Here is a 14,954-nt window from a genome sequence, read left to right on the forward strand (position 1 = left end):
GAGGAGATTATCATGCAAAAAACGACAGATATCCCTTCTTCCATCCAGTGGAAGGACACACACATAACTATACTTAACCAGCAGGCCCTGCCTCAGATTACAGAGTTCATTGACCTTTATACGATACAAGATGTTTTTGACAGCATCACCACCCTTAAAGTAAGGGGGGCTCCGGCAATCGGGATTGCCGCTGCGTACGGCATTGCACTTTCTGCTTCTGCATTTATTGGAGATGATCTTTTGGCGTTCAGAAAAAAAACGGAAGAAGATATTTCCTTCCTTTCTTCTTCACGGCCAACTGCTGTCAATTTATTCTGGTCATTAAACAGAATGAGGAAAAAGCTTAATGATGCAAGCAGTGTTAATGGAGCCAAAACCGATTTGACACATGAAGCCATCGCTATTTTCACTGAAGATGAAGCTACCTGCAGGAGCATTGGAGAATATGGGTTAACGCTTTTTAAGCCTGGAGATACTGTCTTGACCCATTGCAATGCAGGTGGTATAGCGACAGCAAGATACGGCACCGCTCTTGCCCCTTTTCACTTAGCAGCTGAAAAGGGAATTAACCTTAGGGTGTTTGCTTGTGAAACAAGACCTGTCCTTCAAGGGGCAAGATTGACTGCCTGGGAGCTGATGCAGGCAGGTGTTGATGTGACCCTGATATCCGATAACATGGCTGCACATGCAATCAGCACACAAAAAATCTCAAGCATCATCGTTGGTGCGGACAGGATCACGGCAAACGGCGATACAGCGAATAAAATCGGCACACTCAGCCTTGCTGTACTGGCAAATCACTTTGGCATCCCCTTTTATGTTGCCGCTCCTTCCAGTACGTTTGATTTATCCCTGGAAACTGGAGATTTGATTCCTATTGAAGAAAGAGACCCAAAGGAAATAACTCATATTCACGGAGTCCGGGTCGCCCCCGAAAATGTCTCAGTCTTCAATCCTGCATTTGATGTCACGCCTAATCATCTGATTACAGCCATCATAACTGAAGAAGGAATCATTTATCCAGATTTCAAAAAAAATATTCCAGATACTATAAAAAACTAGGGAGCTTCGCCCCCTAGTTTTGTTTGTTTTCATTATGATCCTTAAACTCTGGTTCTTCTGAAAATTCTGTCTCATATGATAATCTCCGGCTATAGACAGCCTTCTTATCCTGTACATTTCCTGTTCCGTTGCTCGGGCTTAGAATATGCCGGTGTACAAATACCTCTGCACCCAGTACAATGACGGCAGAAATGATGCTTCCCCATGCAATCTGCAAATAATTCTGCAGCACAATGTTCCCGAAAACCCATACGCTTATATATGTGATCAAAAAATCAAAAGCCAGTGCCGCTTTATTCCCGAGTCTTGGCAGAAGGATCAGGTCGCCGAAAATATAGGATACAATGACGGCAAATAAGCTAAAAGATATTATTTCTAAAAAGGAAGCTTGAAAAAACAAATCCAGTCCGACAGAAAAGGCTATAATGCAAGAGAGGAATTTAATGGCCAAAATTACTGCATTTTTCACAGGCGTTCACTCCTTTTTCTCTTTAATATGAGGTAAAAGCCTGCATTTTATACATATAAAAGCCGATTTAGCGCGGGTGGCGCCAAATCGGCTTTTTACTTGATCAAGCGGCTTCGCTTCCGTGAACACCGCTTACCCAATTATTTAGATTGAAGTTCTTTTTTTAATACTTCCTCTGCCTTCTTGACTTGAGTGTCATTGGCAAGGATTTTATTGCGCAATATCTCCATTAGCTTTACAGTCGTTTCGCCTGTAATAATGCCTGTTTTCTTTAAGGAATGGTCACCCTGGAACTTCATGACGGCAGATTTGGTTTGTTCATCGAAAAATCCGTCAGCCTTGCCAGGATTGTATCCTTCTGCTTTCAGCATCTCTTGTGCAGACTGCGTTTCAGCAGACGACATAGATTGCTTCAGCACTTTATCAGGAGAAATAAATGGCAGATTCGCATAGCTTGGAAGCGGTACTGCGATATCTGGGTTTATTCCCTTTTTATGAATCCAATTTCCGTTTGGAGTCAGCCATTTTGCAATCGTATATTTGATATTGGATCCATCACTGAAATCTTGCGAAGTCTGCACAGTACCCTTTCCGAAAGATTTTTCCCCGATGAGTTTTATACCAGCTGCTTCACTGACAGCTCCGGAGACAATTTCGGAGGCGCTCGCGCTTCCTTTATCGATCAGCACAACAACAGGAAGCTTTAACTCGCCATTATTTTGAGATTTTATGATTTCTTTCTTTCCAGCTTTATCTTCTACCTGAACAATCACTTTTCCATTTGGAACGAACATGCTGGCAATTTTCACGGCCTGGTCAAGAAGCCCGCCCGGATTTCCGCGCAAGTCAAGGATAAGACCCTTCATGTTCTTCTTTTTCATTTGGCCAATTGCTGTTTCAAGCTCTTTTGAAGTATTATCGGAAAAGCTTGTCACCTGGATCCTTGCAATTCCCCCTGATAGCATTTCAGGATATACAGTTTCAATCGGGATTGTATCCCGCTCAATACTCACTTGAATAGGATTGGCATCATCTCCTCTTGAAATCTCGAGATCTGCCTTTGTCCCTTTTTTGCCGCGGATTTTCAATACCGCTTCTGTAGCGCTTAATCCCTGAAGGCTCTTGCCGTTAACACTCAGGATGACATCATTGGGTTTAAGGCCTGCCTTTTCGGCAGGTGACCCCTTAATTGGAGAAACCACCATGATTTTTGAGTTTTGCTCCTGAATCTCTGCCCCAATTCCCTCAAATGAAGAAGAAATGCTTTCATGGAAGCTTTTTGCTTCCTTATCCGTCATATAGTCTGAATAAGGATCGCCTAGTGCTTCCACCATTCCATTTATTGCTCCGTTGACAAGCGTCTTATCATCTGTTTTTTGATAATACTGGCCCTTGAGTGTATTATAAGCAGAGAATAGCTTATTAAACTCCGGATGGTCTCCCTGCGTTTTTGCCACAATTGGAGCCGCTTTATCGTTGCCAAATGTAAGGGCAATCGTAGTGATTCCTGCTGTTAAAAAAATGAGCAAAAAAATCCCCATTATGAAAGGGAACCTTTTAATTTTAATAAATTTGGGTTCACTATTGTGTTCATGCTGCTTCTTTTCTTCTTCCACTAACCTTCACCACTTTCACCCATCAAAACTGGACTGTTTTATATTCAGGAATATTATGATTATTTTATCAGGTTTGTCAGCAAACGAAAAATATTAATAATCAATTTTAAGGAATTACAGAAAAAAGCCGGCATTTTCAAAAATAATGCAGGGCTTTTGAGGACATAAAAAATGCAGGCAGTCCAGCCAATGGCATAAGTTTCAAAAATGGCATATGCCAAATTCATGGTGTGTCATGCCATTGACTTTACTGCCCGATCTCTTTATGGGGAGTGGCAGGACTGCTTACTCTGCCGCTGCTGCTTCCAATGCAACTTCGATCATTTCATTAAAAGTGGTCTGCCTTTCTTCGGCTGTGGTTTCTTCTCCAGTTAAAATGTGATCGCTGACAGTTAAAACAGAAAGAGCTTTGCGCCCGAATTTGGCAGCAATCGTATAAAGAGCCGTTGTTTCCATTTCAATGGCAAGAATCTGGTATCTTGCAAGCTTCTCTAAGTCAGCGTTATCATTATAGAACTGATCGGCTGTGAATACATTTCCCGCTTTTAGGCGGAGGCCTTTTTTAAGTCCTGCATCATAGGCCTTTCTTAGAAGATCAAAATCTGCTGTCGGCGCATAGTCAATTCCCCCGAATGCCATGCGGTTCATCTGTGAATCTGTTGATGAGCTCATGGCAAGGATGACGTCACGGACCTTAACATCTTTCTGGATGGCTCCGGCTGTTCCTACACGAATTAAATTCTGAACATTATAGCTTGAAATTAATTCATTCACATAGATGGAAATGGACGGGACTCCCATGCCTGTTCCTTGTACGGAAACTCTCTTGCCCTTATATGTACCGGTATAGCCAAACATGTTTCTTACTTCATTATATAATTTGGCATCTTCCAAAAAGGTTTCTGCTATGTATTTAGCCCGAAGCGGATCTCCCGGCAATAAGACCGTTTCTGCAATTTCGTTTTCTTTTGCACCAATATGTACACTCATTGTATTGTCCTCCTCATTGTAAAGGATATTCATATATCCTACATTAATATAACACACAGGTATCTTGAAAGGGAAATAGAACTATATTAATGGGCAGCATCGCCAAAAGGATAAAAATATATGGCTTTGTTCTTTGTTCTGCGGAGGATCCGCCTTACTTCGTGGTTAAGCGTTACATGCTCCACAAGCGAGCCATGTGTCAGGAGCATAAATAAAAACAGCAACAAATAAATAAAACGGCGGGGGTGTCCGCCGTTTAGCTTCTCGAATCATTTCATTAAAAGGGCAATCCATCTGCCGGCTTCATTGCCGCCTACTCATCAATTTCTTCATCAATGATGCTTTTTTCAAGCAAATAGTCGAATGTAATATCAGCGATATCTTCTACTTCTTCTGCTGTAGGAATATAGCCCCTTTTCATAAGCTCTCTAAAAAAGAACTCGGCAATTTCTTCCGTATCAATAAATACCTCGATTTCCCGCATATCATCGCCCCCTCAATAAAGATGTATGAAAAAAACAAGACAAATATTCCTTGTCTATTCGTGATGGATCCGGAAAATCCCGTCTTCATGAAGCCTGCTGGCGTATGGTGTCCCATAAGTTTTCATTTTAGCCGCCAGCCATTTTTCATGAAGAAGACTCCCGATATTTATTACCATAGTTATATACTTCATTTGCAGCCTTTTGGACTTTGATCATGGCAATATTCATAACCTGTTTAAAATCTTCATCGCCAAACATGTCATACAGCAGCTGATAATCATTATATAAATCGAGAAGCCCATCGATGAAAGCCAGTTTCTCCGATTTCGTGTTTAACGTTTCCTGCTCGCTTGCGCGGGAATCCTTCTTCGTTTTATTGAGATCTACCTTCACAGGTTTTTTGGCTATAGAGTGAAGCAAGCCAAGTTTTTCAATGATGCCGTCCGCCTCTTTTGCATCTGCAATCAGGGTTAGCTCTTCTTCATGGGCCTCAAGCCATTCACCATCCGACACCCTCGAAAGCTCATAGATGACATCTTCCCAGGCATTTTCTTTATACCGCCATATTTCCGTCCTGAAGCCGATTACCTTAAAATAATCCCGGTCGTACCCATCAACCTGAACAAGATCGCCAAATATAAATTTGTAATCGATGTCAACTTGTTCTTTTTCATAATGCACTTCGCCTTTATATTCGAAAATATGCTGTAAAGTGCTCTCGATATACAAACCTTCACTATAATTCACTTCATACACATAATTATCGTCGAGATACTTGATATCTGTGATATTGCCGACTGTTCCATACATGATGATCACGACGGTATCGCCTTTCTTGAACTTCGGCTGTTTCCTTTTCCCCATAAGAGACATCCCCTCAGCATAGGTCCTTTAGTTTGATTATTAAATTATATGCAGAAGGAAACAAACAGGTTAAAAAGAAAATCGGCTGGAAATTATCCCAGCCGATTAAAGCATACTGTGCCTTGTTTGACATTAACAAAATCAAAGACCTTTTTCATCTTCCTGGTAAATCTCCCATGCCTGGTCAAAAATAGACATGCTATCAAGATAATGGCCGTTCATTTCAAGATATCTGCTTACTTCATCATAGCTTTTTGATTGTTTGGGAAATCCATGGTCTTCATAAGCCCGATTCGCAAAGCTGGTCAATTCATCTATGTCTTTGGGCTGCCTGTATTTCATTAAAAAAGAATAAAAAGCCTTCATAAGAAATCAAATCCTCCTCATTTTTCCCCGGAAAACCGCTTTGCCGCTTACTGCATGCTTGCCTAGAAGTATTTAAGCATGGAAATCTACTGCAAGGCAAGCAGGATGTTTAACAACTTCATTCCCGATATATCCCTTAGTCATGCCATACATGTATTACTTCCAAAGAATGAGGGAATTTGACGTCTTGTATCCCGTTTTTGCGGCATGGTCCTTTGAGCATTTGAGCTGTCCCATTACGGCTGGTTATTCAATCTATATCCACGTCTGACAGGTTATCAATCGTTCTTAATTATAGGGATTTGAAAGCAATACTTATCCTTAAGCTCTTCAAACAAAGGTAAGGTTGACAAGGTCATTTTAATCCCGCTTAACCTATTTCCATTAGCACCAAGAGGTCATAGAAACCCATATAAGGACTTAGCTTAAAACTGGGCATGATCGAATCCACCCATTTAGTATAGACGAACTCCATTTTAAAACAAAATAAGCCAAACCCCTTAGAATAAGGGATTTGACCTCCTGAAGTGTGGTTAATATTTTTTAAGTAGCACTAGGTTGATTGGAGCGCAAGGTGCGAAGACTCCTGCGGGGATCAGCGGGACAGGCTGGACCCACTGGCTTTGCATAGTTGGAAATAAAATTGAATATAAGTAATATTTTTACATCACATTTTCCCCGTGGGAACAAAAAAGACAACCGGCAAATAAGATTGCTATTTGTTCCCATTTTTTGTAAGTATTTTGTTTGATGATTCGTTTTACTTGTTTTTTTCTTGTCTCTTTAATCAAAGCTACACCACCATAATGTACGTTGCCCTTTTGCTTATCGGGGATTTTCTGCCGTCCCCGTGATGTTTTCTTTGACTTGTAAGCCAAGGCAGCGATGAGCTCGTCCCATGTCCTGTGTAAATACGTCTGGATATGCTTTAGGATGGACAACATACTTTTTTCAGACTTTGTTTTCAGCTTTACCATGAGAATAAGGATATAGGCAATCATCGCAATGAACATCTGATTCCAAATCCCTTGTGGTTTGGTGCTCCATACTTTGATAAATCGAAGGGATTGTTTGATCCACTTGAAGAATAGTTCAATCATCCATCTATTTTTATAAATGTCGGCAATTTCCAAGGCTGATAAATCCCATCTGGTCGTCACTACTTTATACGTCTTCCCTTTTGAATCTTGATATTCCACCATTCGCACAGGTTCCATTTTACCTTCTGCGCCGAGTATGACTTTTGCATCTCGCACAATTTGGTTCCCTTCGGGTACTTCGAAGTCTTCTTTCACTTCAATCCTGATATCACTTTTTAACCGGATGACAAATTTAATTCCATCTTTAATCCATTGATTCATCCTAATTTTATCCATATACCCGCGGTCCATCACATAGGTCGCATCCGAAAGTTCAATTAATAGTTCTCCACCTTCATGGTCCGAAACCTTCCCGTTTGAAGGCACAATTTTATCCGGATACTGAACATCAGGTGAAGCCACTACTAACCGGGTGTGCATTTTGACCACATTCCAGCCTTTTGTCACGTAAGCCCATTCTGATAGAACAGCTGGAAGCTTGATATGGGTGGCATCAATGATACGAAGCTGGCCGATATTGGGAAGACCCGAAAGGGAATCGGTATAAGCATTCAATTGCATGACGACTTTAAAGAACAAGGTTTGAAGGACCGAGGTATCTAGGTCATTGATTCTTCTGCTTAATTGTGAGCTACTGATATCTTTGATACCAATTTCCGTCATGAGACCGGAATACGCACGCATTTTGATATCAAATTCCGGGTAGGATTTCCAATGATCCAGCTGCGCGGTGATGAAAAGCTTTACTAATTGTTCAACCGTCAGCTTTTTCATGTCGTAATTTAAGAGAGGACAAGCTAAGTCCTCTGTAGGCAATAAAGATAAACATTGACTAATAACCGTTTTATGAGCTACCATAATATTGGTTTTGATGCTCCTTTGTAGATCGTTTGTTTTTGGGAACAAACATGTAACATATCTACAATAGGAGCTTTTTTTGTGTTTGTCTATGCCTTCAAGTGAGCGAATTTACATATTTTTGAAGGTATGCAAAGCCAGTGGGCTGGACCCCTCATGCGCCGGCGCCTGGGAGGCTCAGCGCATGCCCCGCGGAAAGCAAAGCATCCTGGAGCGGAAATCGACCGGCCATTTTACAGGACTCAGTATCCAGGCTGCTGCATTGAACCCTCGCCTGTTTTTAACGGCTTTTTAGGTAAAGTCAAAATAATTTCTTTTTAACAGCCTTTCCTTTTTCAGCAGCTCCTCATAGCGGATCACTTTTTCAAGTATTGAGGTGTTGATTAAAAACAGCTGGTCTTCAATCGTTTTGACGATATCTTCCGTCTGAAAGCTGGCTTTACAGTCGCTGCAGAGCTTTGAAGGTGTCTCCTTTATTTCAATGGCTTTTGTGCCATCCGGCAGTTCCCAGTAAACCGATTCCTTATGATTTGAGAGCACTCCATCACCGCACCAGGGACAAAGTTCCATTTCATTCACCGCCTTCTGTTTTCAGCTCTTTGGGCTGAGGCTGGTTTTTTTGCTGTGCCTGATATTTTTTTTCTTTTAACGTATCCCGTTTTTCACGCTGGTCCTTTAAAGTGGTATGAACGGGATCAGATGTGTAGTCCTTTCTTCTATTCATTCGTTTTAATCCTTCAGGAACAAGGTTGAATTGCTTATCATTCATTAAGCCTGCGATTCCAGAGTCAGAGCTTTTTTGCATATAATCCGGATAAACCCCTGCAAAATAGCCATCTGCCCTGCCAGGTGTGTAATTCTCTGTTTCCGGATAGGTAGTAATTACGCCTTCGAAGTTCCGCAGCACGGTTTTAGACGGTGATTGTGAAATGATATAGTTTGGCTGCAGTGAGATCTTGCCTCCACCCCCTGGTGCGTCAACAACAAAGGTAGGCACAGCATAACCGGACGTGTGTCCTCTCAATCCCTCGATAATTTCTAGTCCCTTTGAAATCGGGGCCCGAAAATGTCCGATGCCTTCAGATAAATCACATTGGTAAATATAATAGGGCCTTACCCTTATTTTCACTAAATCATGGACCAGTTTTTTCATTATCGGCACACTGTCATTAATGCCAGCAAGTATCACAGACTGGTTCCCCACCGGCACTCCAGCGTCAGCGAGCATCTCACAGGCTTTTTTAGATTCCTCTGTAATTTCAATGGAGGTATTGAAATGGGTATTCAGCCAGACTGGATGATATTTTTTCAGGATATTGCACAGATTTTCTGTAATGCGCTGCGGAAATACAACAGGCGCCCTGGTGCCTATGCGGATGATTTCAACATGAGGGATTTCCCTCAGATTTTTCAGGATATATTCCAATATGGTGTCATTGATCAGCAGCCCGTCTCCGCCAGAAATAAGGACATCCCTTACAGCAGGTGTTTCACGGATATATTGAATCGCAGCATCCAGCTGCTTTTTGGGAACACCCATGCCAATTTGTCCGGAAAACCTTCTTCTTGTACAGTATCTGCAATACATGGAGCACTGATTTGTCACCAAAAATAGAACCCGGTCCGGATATCTGTGTGTCAGGCCCGGAACCGGTGAATCTTCATCTTCATGAAGGGGGTCTTCCATATCATATTTTGTCTTATGAAGTTCCTTTGAAATGGGCACAGACTGCATCCTGATCGGACAGCGCGGATCATACTGATTCATAAGGGATGCATAATAAGGAGTGATATTCAGAGGAATCGTCTTCGTAGAAATCCGCACACCTTCCTCTTCGTCCTCTGTTAGATGGATGACCTTCTTTAAATCATCCAGGGTCCTGATTGTATTCGTCAATTGCCATATCCAATTGTTCCATTGCTCATCACTAATGTCTTTCCATAATTCAATATCCTTCCAGTGGCGATCTGGTTTAAATAAGTCGTAATGCATATTATTTCCTCCCCCAAAAACTGATACCTATATTTAATGCAAGAATCGTGCCAAAATAGACAATTACCTCTCATTAACATAAATATTTCATCTTTTCAGGGGTGCTGGATGTCCCCTGGCTTCTCTTTACTGCAAAAAAATCCTGTACAAGCGTAACAGGATTTTTTTTTTGCTATTTCTTCCCCTTTTGAATTTTGTATTGAAGCGTCTGCCTGGGAATATCAAGCAGCCTTGACGCCTTAAGGATATTGCCTTCTGAAGCTGCGAGAGCCTTTTCAATCAGTTGTGACTCCGTCCGCCTCACTGCCTCTCTTAAAGGCAGGAACTCCGAAAATTTTGGCGTTTCCCGAGGAACTGCATGCAAAGATACCGGAAGATCGCTGCTTTGCAGCTGCTGTGTTTCGGTTTGGTTAATCATGAACTCAATCGTATGCTTGAGCTCTCTGACATTTCCAGGCCATTGATAGTCAATAAAGGTTTTTCTGACAGCTTTGCTTAAATCGGTAACCTTACGGCTGAATTTTTCATTAAAATGATTCATAAAATGATAGGCAAGTATCACTATATCTTCTTTTCGTTCACGGAGCGGGGGAAGCTCATAGCTCATCACGTTCAGGCGGTAATATAAATCGCCCCGCAGGAGGTTTTCTTTTACTGCTTCAGAAGGGGGAATATTCATTGCCGCCATCACCCTTACATCCGTTCTGATGCTTTTGCTTCCTCCAATTCTACGTACCATGCCGTCTTCCAGCACCCTCAAAAGTTTGGCCTGCAGGGCAACAGGCATGGATTGAAGTTCATCCAGAAAAAGTGTCCCCCCGTTTGCAAGTTCAAATAATCCCCCGCGTTCCACAGCGCCGGTATAGCTGCCTTTCGCAGTTCCAAACAACAGGCTTTCAAGCAGCGCTTCAGGGAGAGCGGCGCAATTTTGGGCAATAAATGGCCCGTTTTTTCTTTTCGATGCATTATGGATGCTCTGCACAAACAGCTCTTTGCCTGTGCCGCTTTCTCCATAAATAAGCACAGGTGAATCGGCTTGTGCTGCCTTTTTGGCCTGTTCGATTTTTTTTCTGAACTCAGTGTTTTCTGTAAGAATATCCTTAAAAGTGAAGAATGCTCCGCTTGTTCCTGTTTTTATCGCCGGTTTTGTTATTAGTGTATGCTCCAAATCCAAAAGCCGCTCAGAAAGGACTTTCAGCTTGGTGAAATCCTTTGCAATTTCAACGGCACCGATGAGTTCTTCACCTACCTTTATAGGAAGGGTTGTGTTCATGGTTTCTATTTTCCTTCCATGCAGGTTCAGGTAAGTCTGGCTTTTGTGAATAATGGGCTCTCCTGTTTGTAAAACTTGAAGCAGGGTGGAGGAATGCCTGGTCAGGGAAGGAAAAACCGACAATAACGGCTTCCCCAAGACCTCGTTTGCCTTCAGCCCATCATGGTTTGCTGCCACTTCATTATAAAATATCGTCCGCCCGTCTGTGCCGACAACATGTATTCCTTCGTCTATGCTTTTTAATATGGCTTCCAGTACTTCATTCGTATTAAAATCCCCCTGCATGCATGGCCTCCTATCTCTCTTTTTACCAATATATGAGACGATGCCGGAAACTTGCCAATAACATGCCGGATTTTTGGCAGCTATGCTAAATTCTTCACCCAAACATTCATATCTTCCAGCTTGTCAAAAATGTAACAGTTGTTGGCCATTCTTCCTCTATATGTATAATCAAGCTGGTGAAAGGCCGCATTCATACCAAACGAAAGAGAACGCGCTATTGAATACACACAAAAATTCCCGTTTTCAAATAGATGCTTTTCAAGCCTTGAAAGCAATATTTTCATAAGTCCAAATTGCCGATGATCCGGCAGGGTTGCGCAATCTGTCAGTTCCGCATTATGGTACACAGTGCTGCATTCTGCAGAAGCAGCACTGACAATCTTTCCGCCAAATGTGCAAATAAAGAAAACCGTGTCTTTGCCCATGCACTTTTTGATATATTCCGGGTCATTCATAGGGACAGGATATATTTCGAATACAGAAGAATAAAGGAGAGCTAATTCATCGGCATCTTCCATGACGGCTCTTCTTGCGCCATAGCCAGCTGGAAGACTGACAGTTTCAGGCTTCCTTTTAAGCTTTGTTACTTCTTCTAGTATAGAATCCTCCTTTGCCCAGAATCCGCTGTTTCTTCTTTGATCGCTAAAGTACTTGGAGAACAGATAACAGTCACTGCCAAGAAAGTATCCCGGTATACACGCTTCCAGCACGAAACCCTTTTCCAGCAGGTGCTCTGCCTGTTCTTTCCTTGCTTTAAATATAAGTTTTTCAGCGCTCATTTCACGGGCTATCCTGATGGACTCCCCGGATATTGCCGCTATCTGGCCCAGGCAGTCATCTGTTCTTGCTCTTTTGTTAAAAGCGTCTAATGTTATGGAAAGGGAGAATCCAGGTTTCATTATCGTTTTTTCTTCCGGCTGCATCGACAAATCACTCCTTAGTACAGCTTTATTCATCTCTTTGCAGGATTAATCAGATTTTATACCACACCAGTTAATGATCGTAAGCGCAATAACTTCAGCGGCCTGTATCAATTTGTCCACCTCAATATATTCATTCGCTTCATGGGCCTTTTCCGTTACTCCGGGACCAAAAACAATGACAGGCGTTTCCCCCACATTGGAAAGATATCCTCCATCAGTTCCCCACGGCGAAGCCTCTAAAACAGGTTCAGAGCCTAAGGCGCGCCTGTATTCATTCGATATCGCCTGCAATAAGGGATGTTCGAGATCCAAGTTACCCGGAAGCCATCTTGCCCCGAACCATTCCAATTCCACTGGCTTCTTTTGAAACCATTCATGGCTGGCATTGATTTCTGAAACAAAGCGCTCAAGAGCCTGTTCAGCGCTTTCAACCGTTTCCCAGGGAGAAATTCCAAATCTTCCTTCAATCACTGCTTTATCAGGTACAGACGAAGGCCATTCACCGGCAGAAATTTTCCCGATATTGATTGGTATAGGAATAGGTATATTTTCGTACAGACGGCTTTTAATATTTCCATTCCTTTTCTCTTCCAATCTTTTAATCTCCGCCAGTACCTCAGAAGCTAAATCTACGGCGCTCACTCCCTCGTACCTTGTCCCGCCATGCGCTGATTTTCCTTTAATGGTCAGCCTGAACCACATGGATCCCTGCTGTAACGGAAATATTTTCATATTAGTCGGCTCAGGGATGATTGCCCCGTCCGCCTTATATCCTCTCAGCACAGCAGCAAGAGTCCCTGCTCCGCCGCTCTCTTCTTCTATCACACTTTGGAATATTACATCGCCTTTAAGTGGAATATTGAGAGCTGCCAATGCTTCAAGAGCCAGAAGCAAAGAAACCGTTCCTCCCTTCATATCTGATGCTCCCCTGCCATATATCCTTCCTTCATGGAAGTTTCCGCTGTATGGGTCTTCGTCCCAGTCTTCTTCATTTCCTTCAGGCACTACATCAATATGGCCATTCAAAATCAGGGATCTTCCGCCTCCGCTTCCTTTTTTAACGGCTATTAAATTCGGATTCTCACTAAAATCCGTTCGATCACAATAAAAGCGCGGATGATTTCTAAGGGTTTCATCCCCAATTTCCCATAAATCAATTTCAAGCCCCAGTTCCCTGCACTTTTCTACGATGATTGCCTGCGCCTTCCCTTCATTCCCTCTCTTGCTTGGCTCCTGGATGAGCCTTTGAAGAAGTTTAATGGCATTTTTTTTACTGCCGCTCAGCCACCTGCTGATCTCTTTTTGGTATGTCATCAGGCACCCTCCCCTAAATGATCTTTAGTTCTGATGAAACGGTAAATCTGGCTGATGTTTTTTGAACAACATCCGAGACGGAAAATGGCCTGAATAGATCACTTAAAACCAGACCTGCATCATTCACAGAGAAAACACCCATTTCAGTGATGACCATATGTACGCAGCGCTTTGATGTAAGCGGCAGGGTGCAGGTTTCGACAAGTTTGGGAGCCCCCCATTTATCGGTATGGTTCATCAATACAATGACCTTTTTGGCTTTTGAGGCAAGCTCCATTGCCCCACCCATGCCAGGCACTTTTTTTCCCGGAACAATCCAATTTGCAAGATCGCCCTTTTCACTCACCTGAAGGGCGCCGAGTACAGTCACGTCAACTTTCCCCCTCCTGATCATTCCAAAAGCTACTGTACTATCAAAATAGGAAGCACCGTTTCTCACAGATACAGGAAAGCCTCCTGCATTGCATAGATGAGGATCTTCTTCTCCTTTTTTTGGCGTCTGGCCCATGCCTGCTATGCCATTTTCAGCATGAAACATGACTGTGTGATTTTCAGGAAGAAAATCAGGGACCAGGGATGGTATGCCGATTCCTAAGTTCACAAGCATTCCATTTTTAATTTCTTCTGCCGCCCTTTTTGCAAGCTTTTTTCTTATATCTTCTCCCAGGCCCATTTCCAGCTTACCCCCTTGCTTTCAATGATATGGTCGATAAAAACACCCGGTGAAACAATTTCTTCCGGATCCAGGGAGCCCAGCGGAACGATTTCACGTACCTCTGCAATGGTCCTGCTTCCTGCCATGGCAACCAGGGGATTGTTGTTGCGCGCGCTTTTATCATACACAAGATTTCCATAGGGATCCGCTTTTTCGGCATACACAATGGCCACATCAGCCGTTATGGCGGGCTCGACCAAAAATTTTTTACTGTCCACGGTGATCACATCTTTTTCTCTTTTTACAAAATCATCTTCAAGCCCAATATCCGTTAATATCCCTCCGAGCCCCATGCCTCCTGCCCTTATTCTTTCAGCAAGTGTCCCTTGTGGGGAGAATTCAATTTCCATTTCACCGGATGTCATAAATCCTCCCGCATTCGGATTGGAGCCGATATGGGAAACAATCATTTTTTTCACCCTCCTGGCCGTAACGGCCCTGCCGATCCCAATATCGGGGAAGCCCGCGTCATTTCCTATGACAGTAAGATTTTTCACTCCGCACTGTAGGATTAAATCAATCAGGCCAGGCGGGGTTCCAATACCGCCGAATCCTCCGAATAAAATCGTCATTCCATCCTTGAAAACATGTTTGATATCTTCCATGCTGCATATTTTGTTATAAGCATTACTCATTTATAC

Annotated in this window: 15 protein-coding genes; 1 reads left to right on the forward strand and 14 read right to left on the reverse strand. The window is 42.7% G+C overall.

The genetic code is table 11. From position 1 onward, the window contains the following. Positions 1 to 12: 12 nt before the first annotated feature. Positions 13 to 1,062, forward strand: a complete 1,050-nt coding sequence (gene mtnA / locus ACN6MY_RS16025; RefSeq protein WP_419881087.1) for an S-methyl-5-thioribose-1-phosphate isomerase — start codon at positions 13 to 15, stop codon at positions 1,060 to 1,062. Between the two features lie 13 nt (positions 1,063 to 1,075). Here mtnA and ACN6MY_RS16030 read toward each other — a convergent pair whose 3' ends face one another. The 14 genes from ACN6MY_RS16030 to ACN6MY_RS16095 form a co-directional block, all read right to left on the reverse strand. Next, the gene (locus tag ACN6MY_RS16030; protein WP_419881088.1) at positions 1,076 to 1,531 is read right to left on the reverse strand and encodes a YndM family protein; all 456 of its coding nucleotides are present in this window, start codon (positions 1,529 to 1,531) and stop codon (positions 1,076 to 1,078) included. Positions 1,532 to 1,671: 140 nt separating this feature from the next. Further along, positions 1,672 to 3,147 (reverse strand): S41 family peptidase, encoded by a 1,476-nt coding sequence (locus tag ACN6MY_RS16035; protein ID WP_419881089.1) that lies wholly within the window; start codon positions 3,145 to 3,147, stop codon positions 1,672 to 1,674. A 285-nt stretch (positions 3,148 to 3,432) separates the two neighbouring features. Further along, positions 3,433 to 4,137: a purine-nucleoside phosphorylase gene (deoD, locus tag ACN6MY_RS16040; protein WP_071352608.1), complete on the reverse strand. Its 705-nt coding sequence runs from the start codon at positions 4,135 to 4,137 to the stop codon at positions 3,433 to 3,435. Between the two features lie 313 nt (positions 4,138 to 4,450). Beyond that, positions 4,451 to 4,621, reverse strand: coding sequence for a YozD family protein (locus ACN6MY_RS16045; RefSeq protein ID WP_071352607.1), 171 nt, complete (start codon positions 4,619 to 4,621; stop codon positions 4,451 to 4,453). A gap of 145 nt (positions 4,622 to 4,766) precedes the next feature. Then, positions 4,767 to 5,486: a hypothetical protein gene (locus ACN6MY_RS16050; protein WP_419881090.1), complete on the reverse strand. Its 720-nt coding sequence runs from the start codon at positions 5,484 to 5,486 to the stop codon at positions 4,767 to 4,769. Between the two features lie 141 nt (positions 5,487 to 5,627). Then, positions 5,628 to 5,852, reverse strand: coding sequence for a YozE family protein (locus ACN6MY_RS16055; RefSeq protein ID WP_419881091.1), 225 nt, complete (start codon positions 5,850 to 5,852; stop codon positions 5,628 to 5,630). Positions 5,853 to 6,514: 662 nt separating this feature from the next. Next, a complete protein-coding gene (locus ACN6MY_RS16060) occupies positions 6,515 to 7,726 on the reverse strand; it encodes an IS4 family transposase (protein WP_419881092.1) in 1,212 nt (403 codons plus the stop codon). A gap of 375 nt (positions 7,727 to 8,101) precedes the next feature. Continuing rightward, positions 8,102 to 8,380, reverse strand: a complete 279-nt coding sequence (locus ACN6MY_RS16065) for a YokU family protein (RefSeq protein WP_419881093.1) — start codon at positions 8,378 to 8,380, stop codon at positions 8,102 to 8,104. Position 8,381: 1 nt separating this feature from the next. Next, positions 8,382 to 9,803, reverse strand: coding sequence for a lysine 2,3-aminomutase (ablA, locus tag ACN6MY_RS16070; protein ID WP_419881094.1), 1,422 nt, complete (start codon positions 9,801 to 9,803; stop codon positions 8,382 to 8,384). Between the two features lie 172 nt (positions 9,804 to 9,975). Continuing rightward, a complete protein-coding gene (locus tag ACN6MY_RS16075; RefSeq protein ID WP_419881095.1) occupies positions 9,976 to 11,361 on the reverse strand; it encodes a sigma-54 interaction domain-containing protein in 1,386 nt (461 codons plus the stop codon). Positions 11,362 to 11,441: 80 nt separating this feature from the next. Further along, a complete protein-coding gene (ablB, locus tag ACN6MY_RS16080) occupies positions 11,442 to 12,284 on the reverse strand; it encodes a putative beta-lysine N-acetyltransferase (protein ID WP_419881096.1) in 843 nt (280 codons plus the stop codon). 45 nt (positions 12,285 to 12,329) lie between these two features. Next, the gene (locus ACN6MY_RS16085; RefSeq protein WP_419881097.1) at positions 12,330 to 13,598 is read right to left on the reverse strand and encodes a peptidase; all 1,269 of its coding nucleotides are present in this window, start codon (positions 13,596 to 13,598) and stop codon (positions 12,330 to 12,332) included. Positions 13,599 to 13,611: 13 nt separating this feature from the next. Beyond that, the gene (locus ACN6MY_RS16090) at positions 13,612 to 14,271 is read right to left on the reverse strand and encodes a 3-oxoacid CoA-transferase subunit B (RefSeq protein WP_419881098.1); all 660 of its coding nucleotides are present in this window, start codon (positions 14,269 to 14,271) and stop codon (positions 13,612 to 13,614) included. Further along, a complete protein-coding gene (locus ACN6MY_RS16095) occupies positions 14,250 to 14,948 on the reverse strand; it encodes a CoA transferase subunit A (RefSeq protein ID WP_419881099.1) in 699 nt (232 codons plus the stop codon). Before ACN6MY_RS16095 ends, ACN6MY_RS16090 begins: the two co-directional genes overlap by 22 nt. Positions 14,949 to 14,954: the final 6 nt, after the last annotated feature.

It is taken from the genome of Peribacillus sp. B-H-3, from assembly GCF_048572925.1.
Classification (GTDB): domain Bacteria; phylum Bacillota; class Bacilli; order Bacillales; family DSM-1321; genus Peribacillus.

What these genes read in the sequence shown, in the direction of transcription:
- mtnA (WP_419881087.1), top strand. Translation starts at nt 13, where the DNA reads ATGCAAAAAACGACAGATATCCCTTCTTCCATCCAGTGGAAGGACACA.
- deoD (WP_071352608.1), bottom strand. Translation starts at nt 4,137, where the DNA reads ATGAGTGTACATATTGGTGCAAAAGAAAACGAAATTGCAGAAACGGTC.
- ACN6MY_RS16045 (WP_071352607.1), bottom strand. Translation starts at nt 4,621, where the DNA reads ATGCGGGAAATCGAGGTATTTATTGATACGGAAGAAATTGCCGAGTTC.
- ACN6MY_RS16050 (WP_419881090.1), bottom strand. Translation starts at nt 5,486, where the DNA reads ATGGGGAAAAGGAAACAGCCGAAGTTCAAGAAAGGCGATACCGTCGTG.
- ACN6MY_RS16055 (WP_419881091.1), bottom strand. Translation starts at nt 5,852, where the DNA reads ATGAAGGCTTTTTATTCTTTTTTAATGAAATACAGGCAGCCCAAAGAC.
- ACN6MY_RS16060 (WP_419881092.1), bottom strand. Translation starts at nt 7,726, where the DNA reads ATGAAAAAGCTGACGGTTGAACAATTAGTAAAGCTTTTCATCACCGCG.
- ACN6MY_RS16065 (WP_419881093.1), bottom strand. Translation starts at nt 8,380, where the DNA reads ATGGAACTTTGTCCCTGGTGCGGTGATGGAGTGCTCTCAAATCATAAG.
- ablA (WP_419881094.1), bottom strand. Translation starts at nt 9,803, where the DNA reads ATGCATTACGACTTATTTAAACCAGATCGCCACTGGAAGGATATTGAA.
- ACN6MY_RS16075 (WP_419881095.1), bottom strand. Translation starts at nt 11,361, where the DNA reads ATGCAGGGGGATTTTAATACGAATGAAGTACTGGAAGCCATATTAAAA.
- ablB (WP_419881096.1), bottom strand. Translation starts at nt 12,284, where the DNA reads ATGCAGCCGGAAGAAAAAACGATAATGAAACCTGGATTCTCCCTTTCC.
- ACN6MY_RS16085 (WP_419881097.1), bottom strand. Translation starts at nt 13,598, where the DNA reads ATGACATACCAAAAAGAGATCAGCAGGTGGCTGAGCGGCAGTAAAAAA.
- ACN6MY_RS16090 (WP_419881098.1), bottom strand. Translation starts at nt 14,271, where the DNA reads ATGGGCCTGGGAGAAGATATAAGAAAAAAGCTTGCAAAAAGGGCGGCA.
- ACN6MY_RS16095 (WP_419881099.1), bottom strand. Translation starts at nt 14,948, where the DNA reads ATGAGTAATGCTTATAACAAAATATGCAGCATGGAAGATATCAAACAT.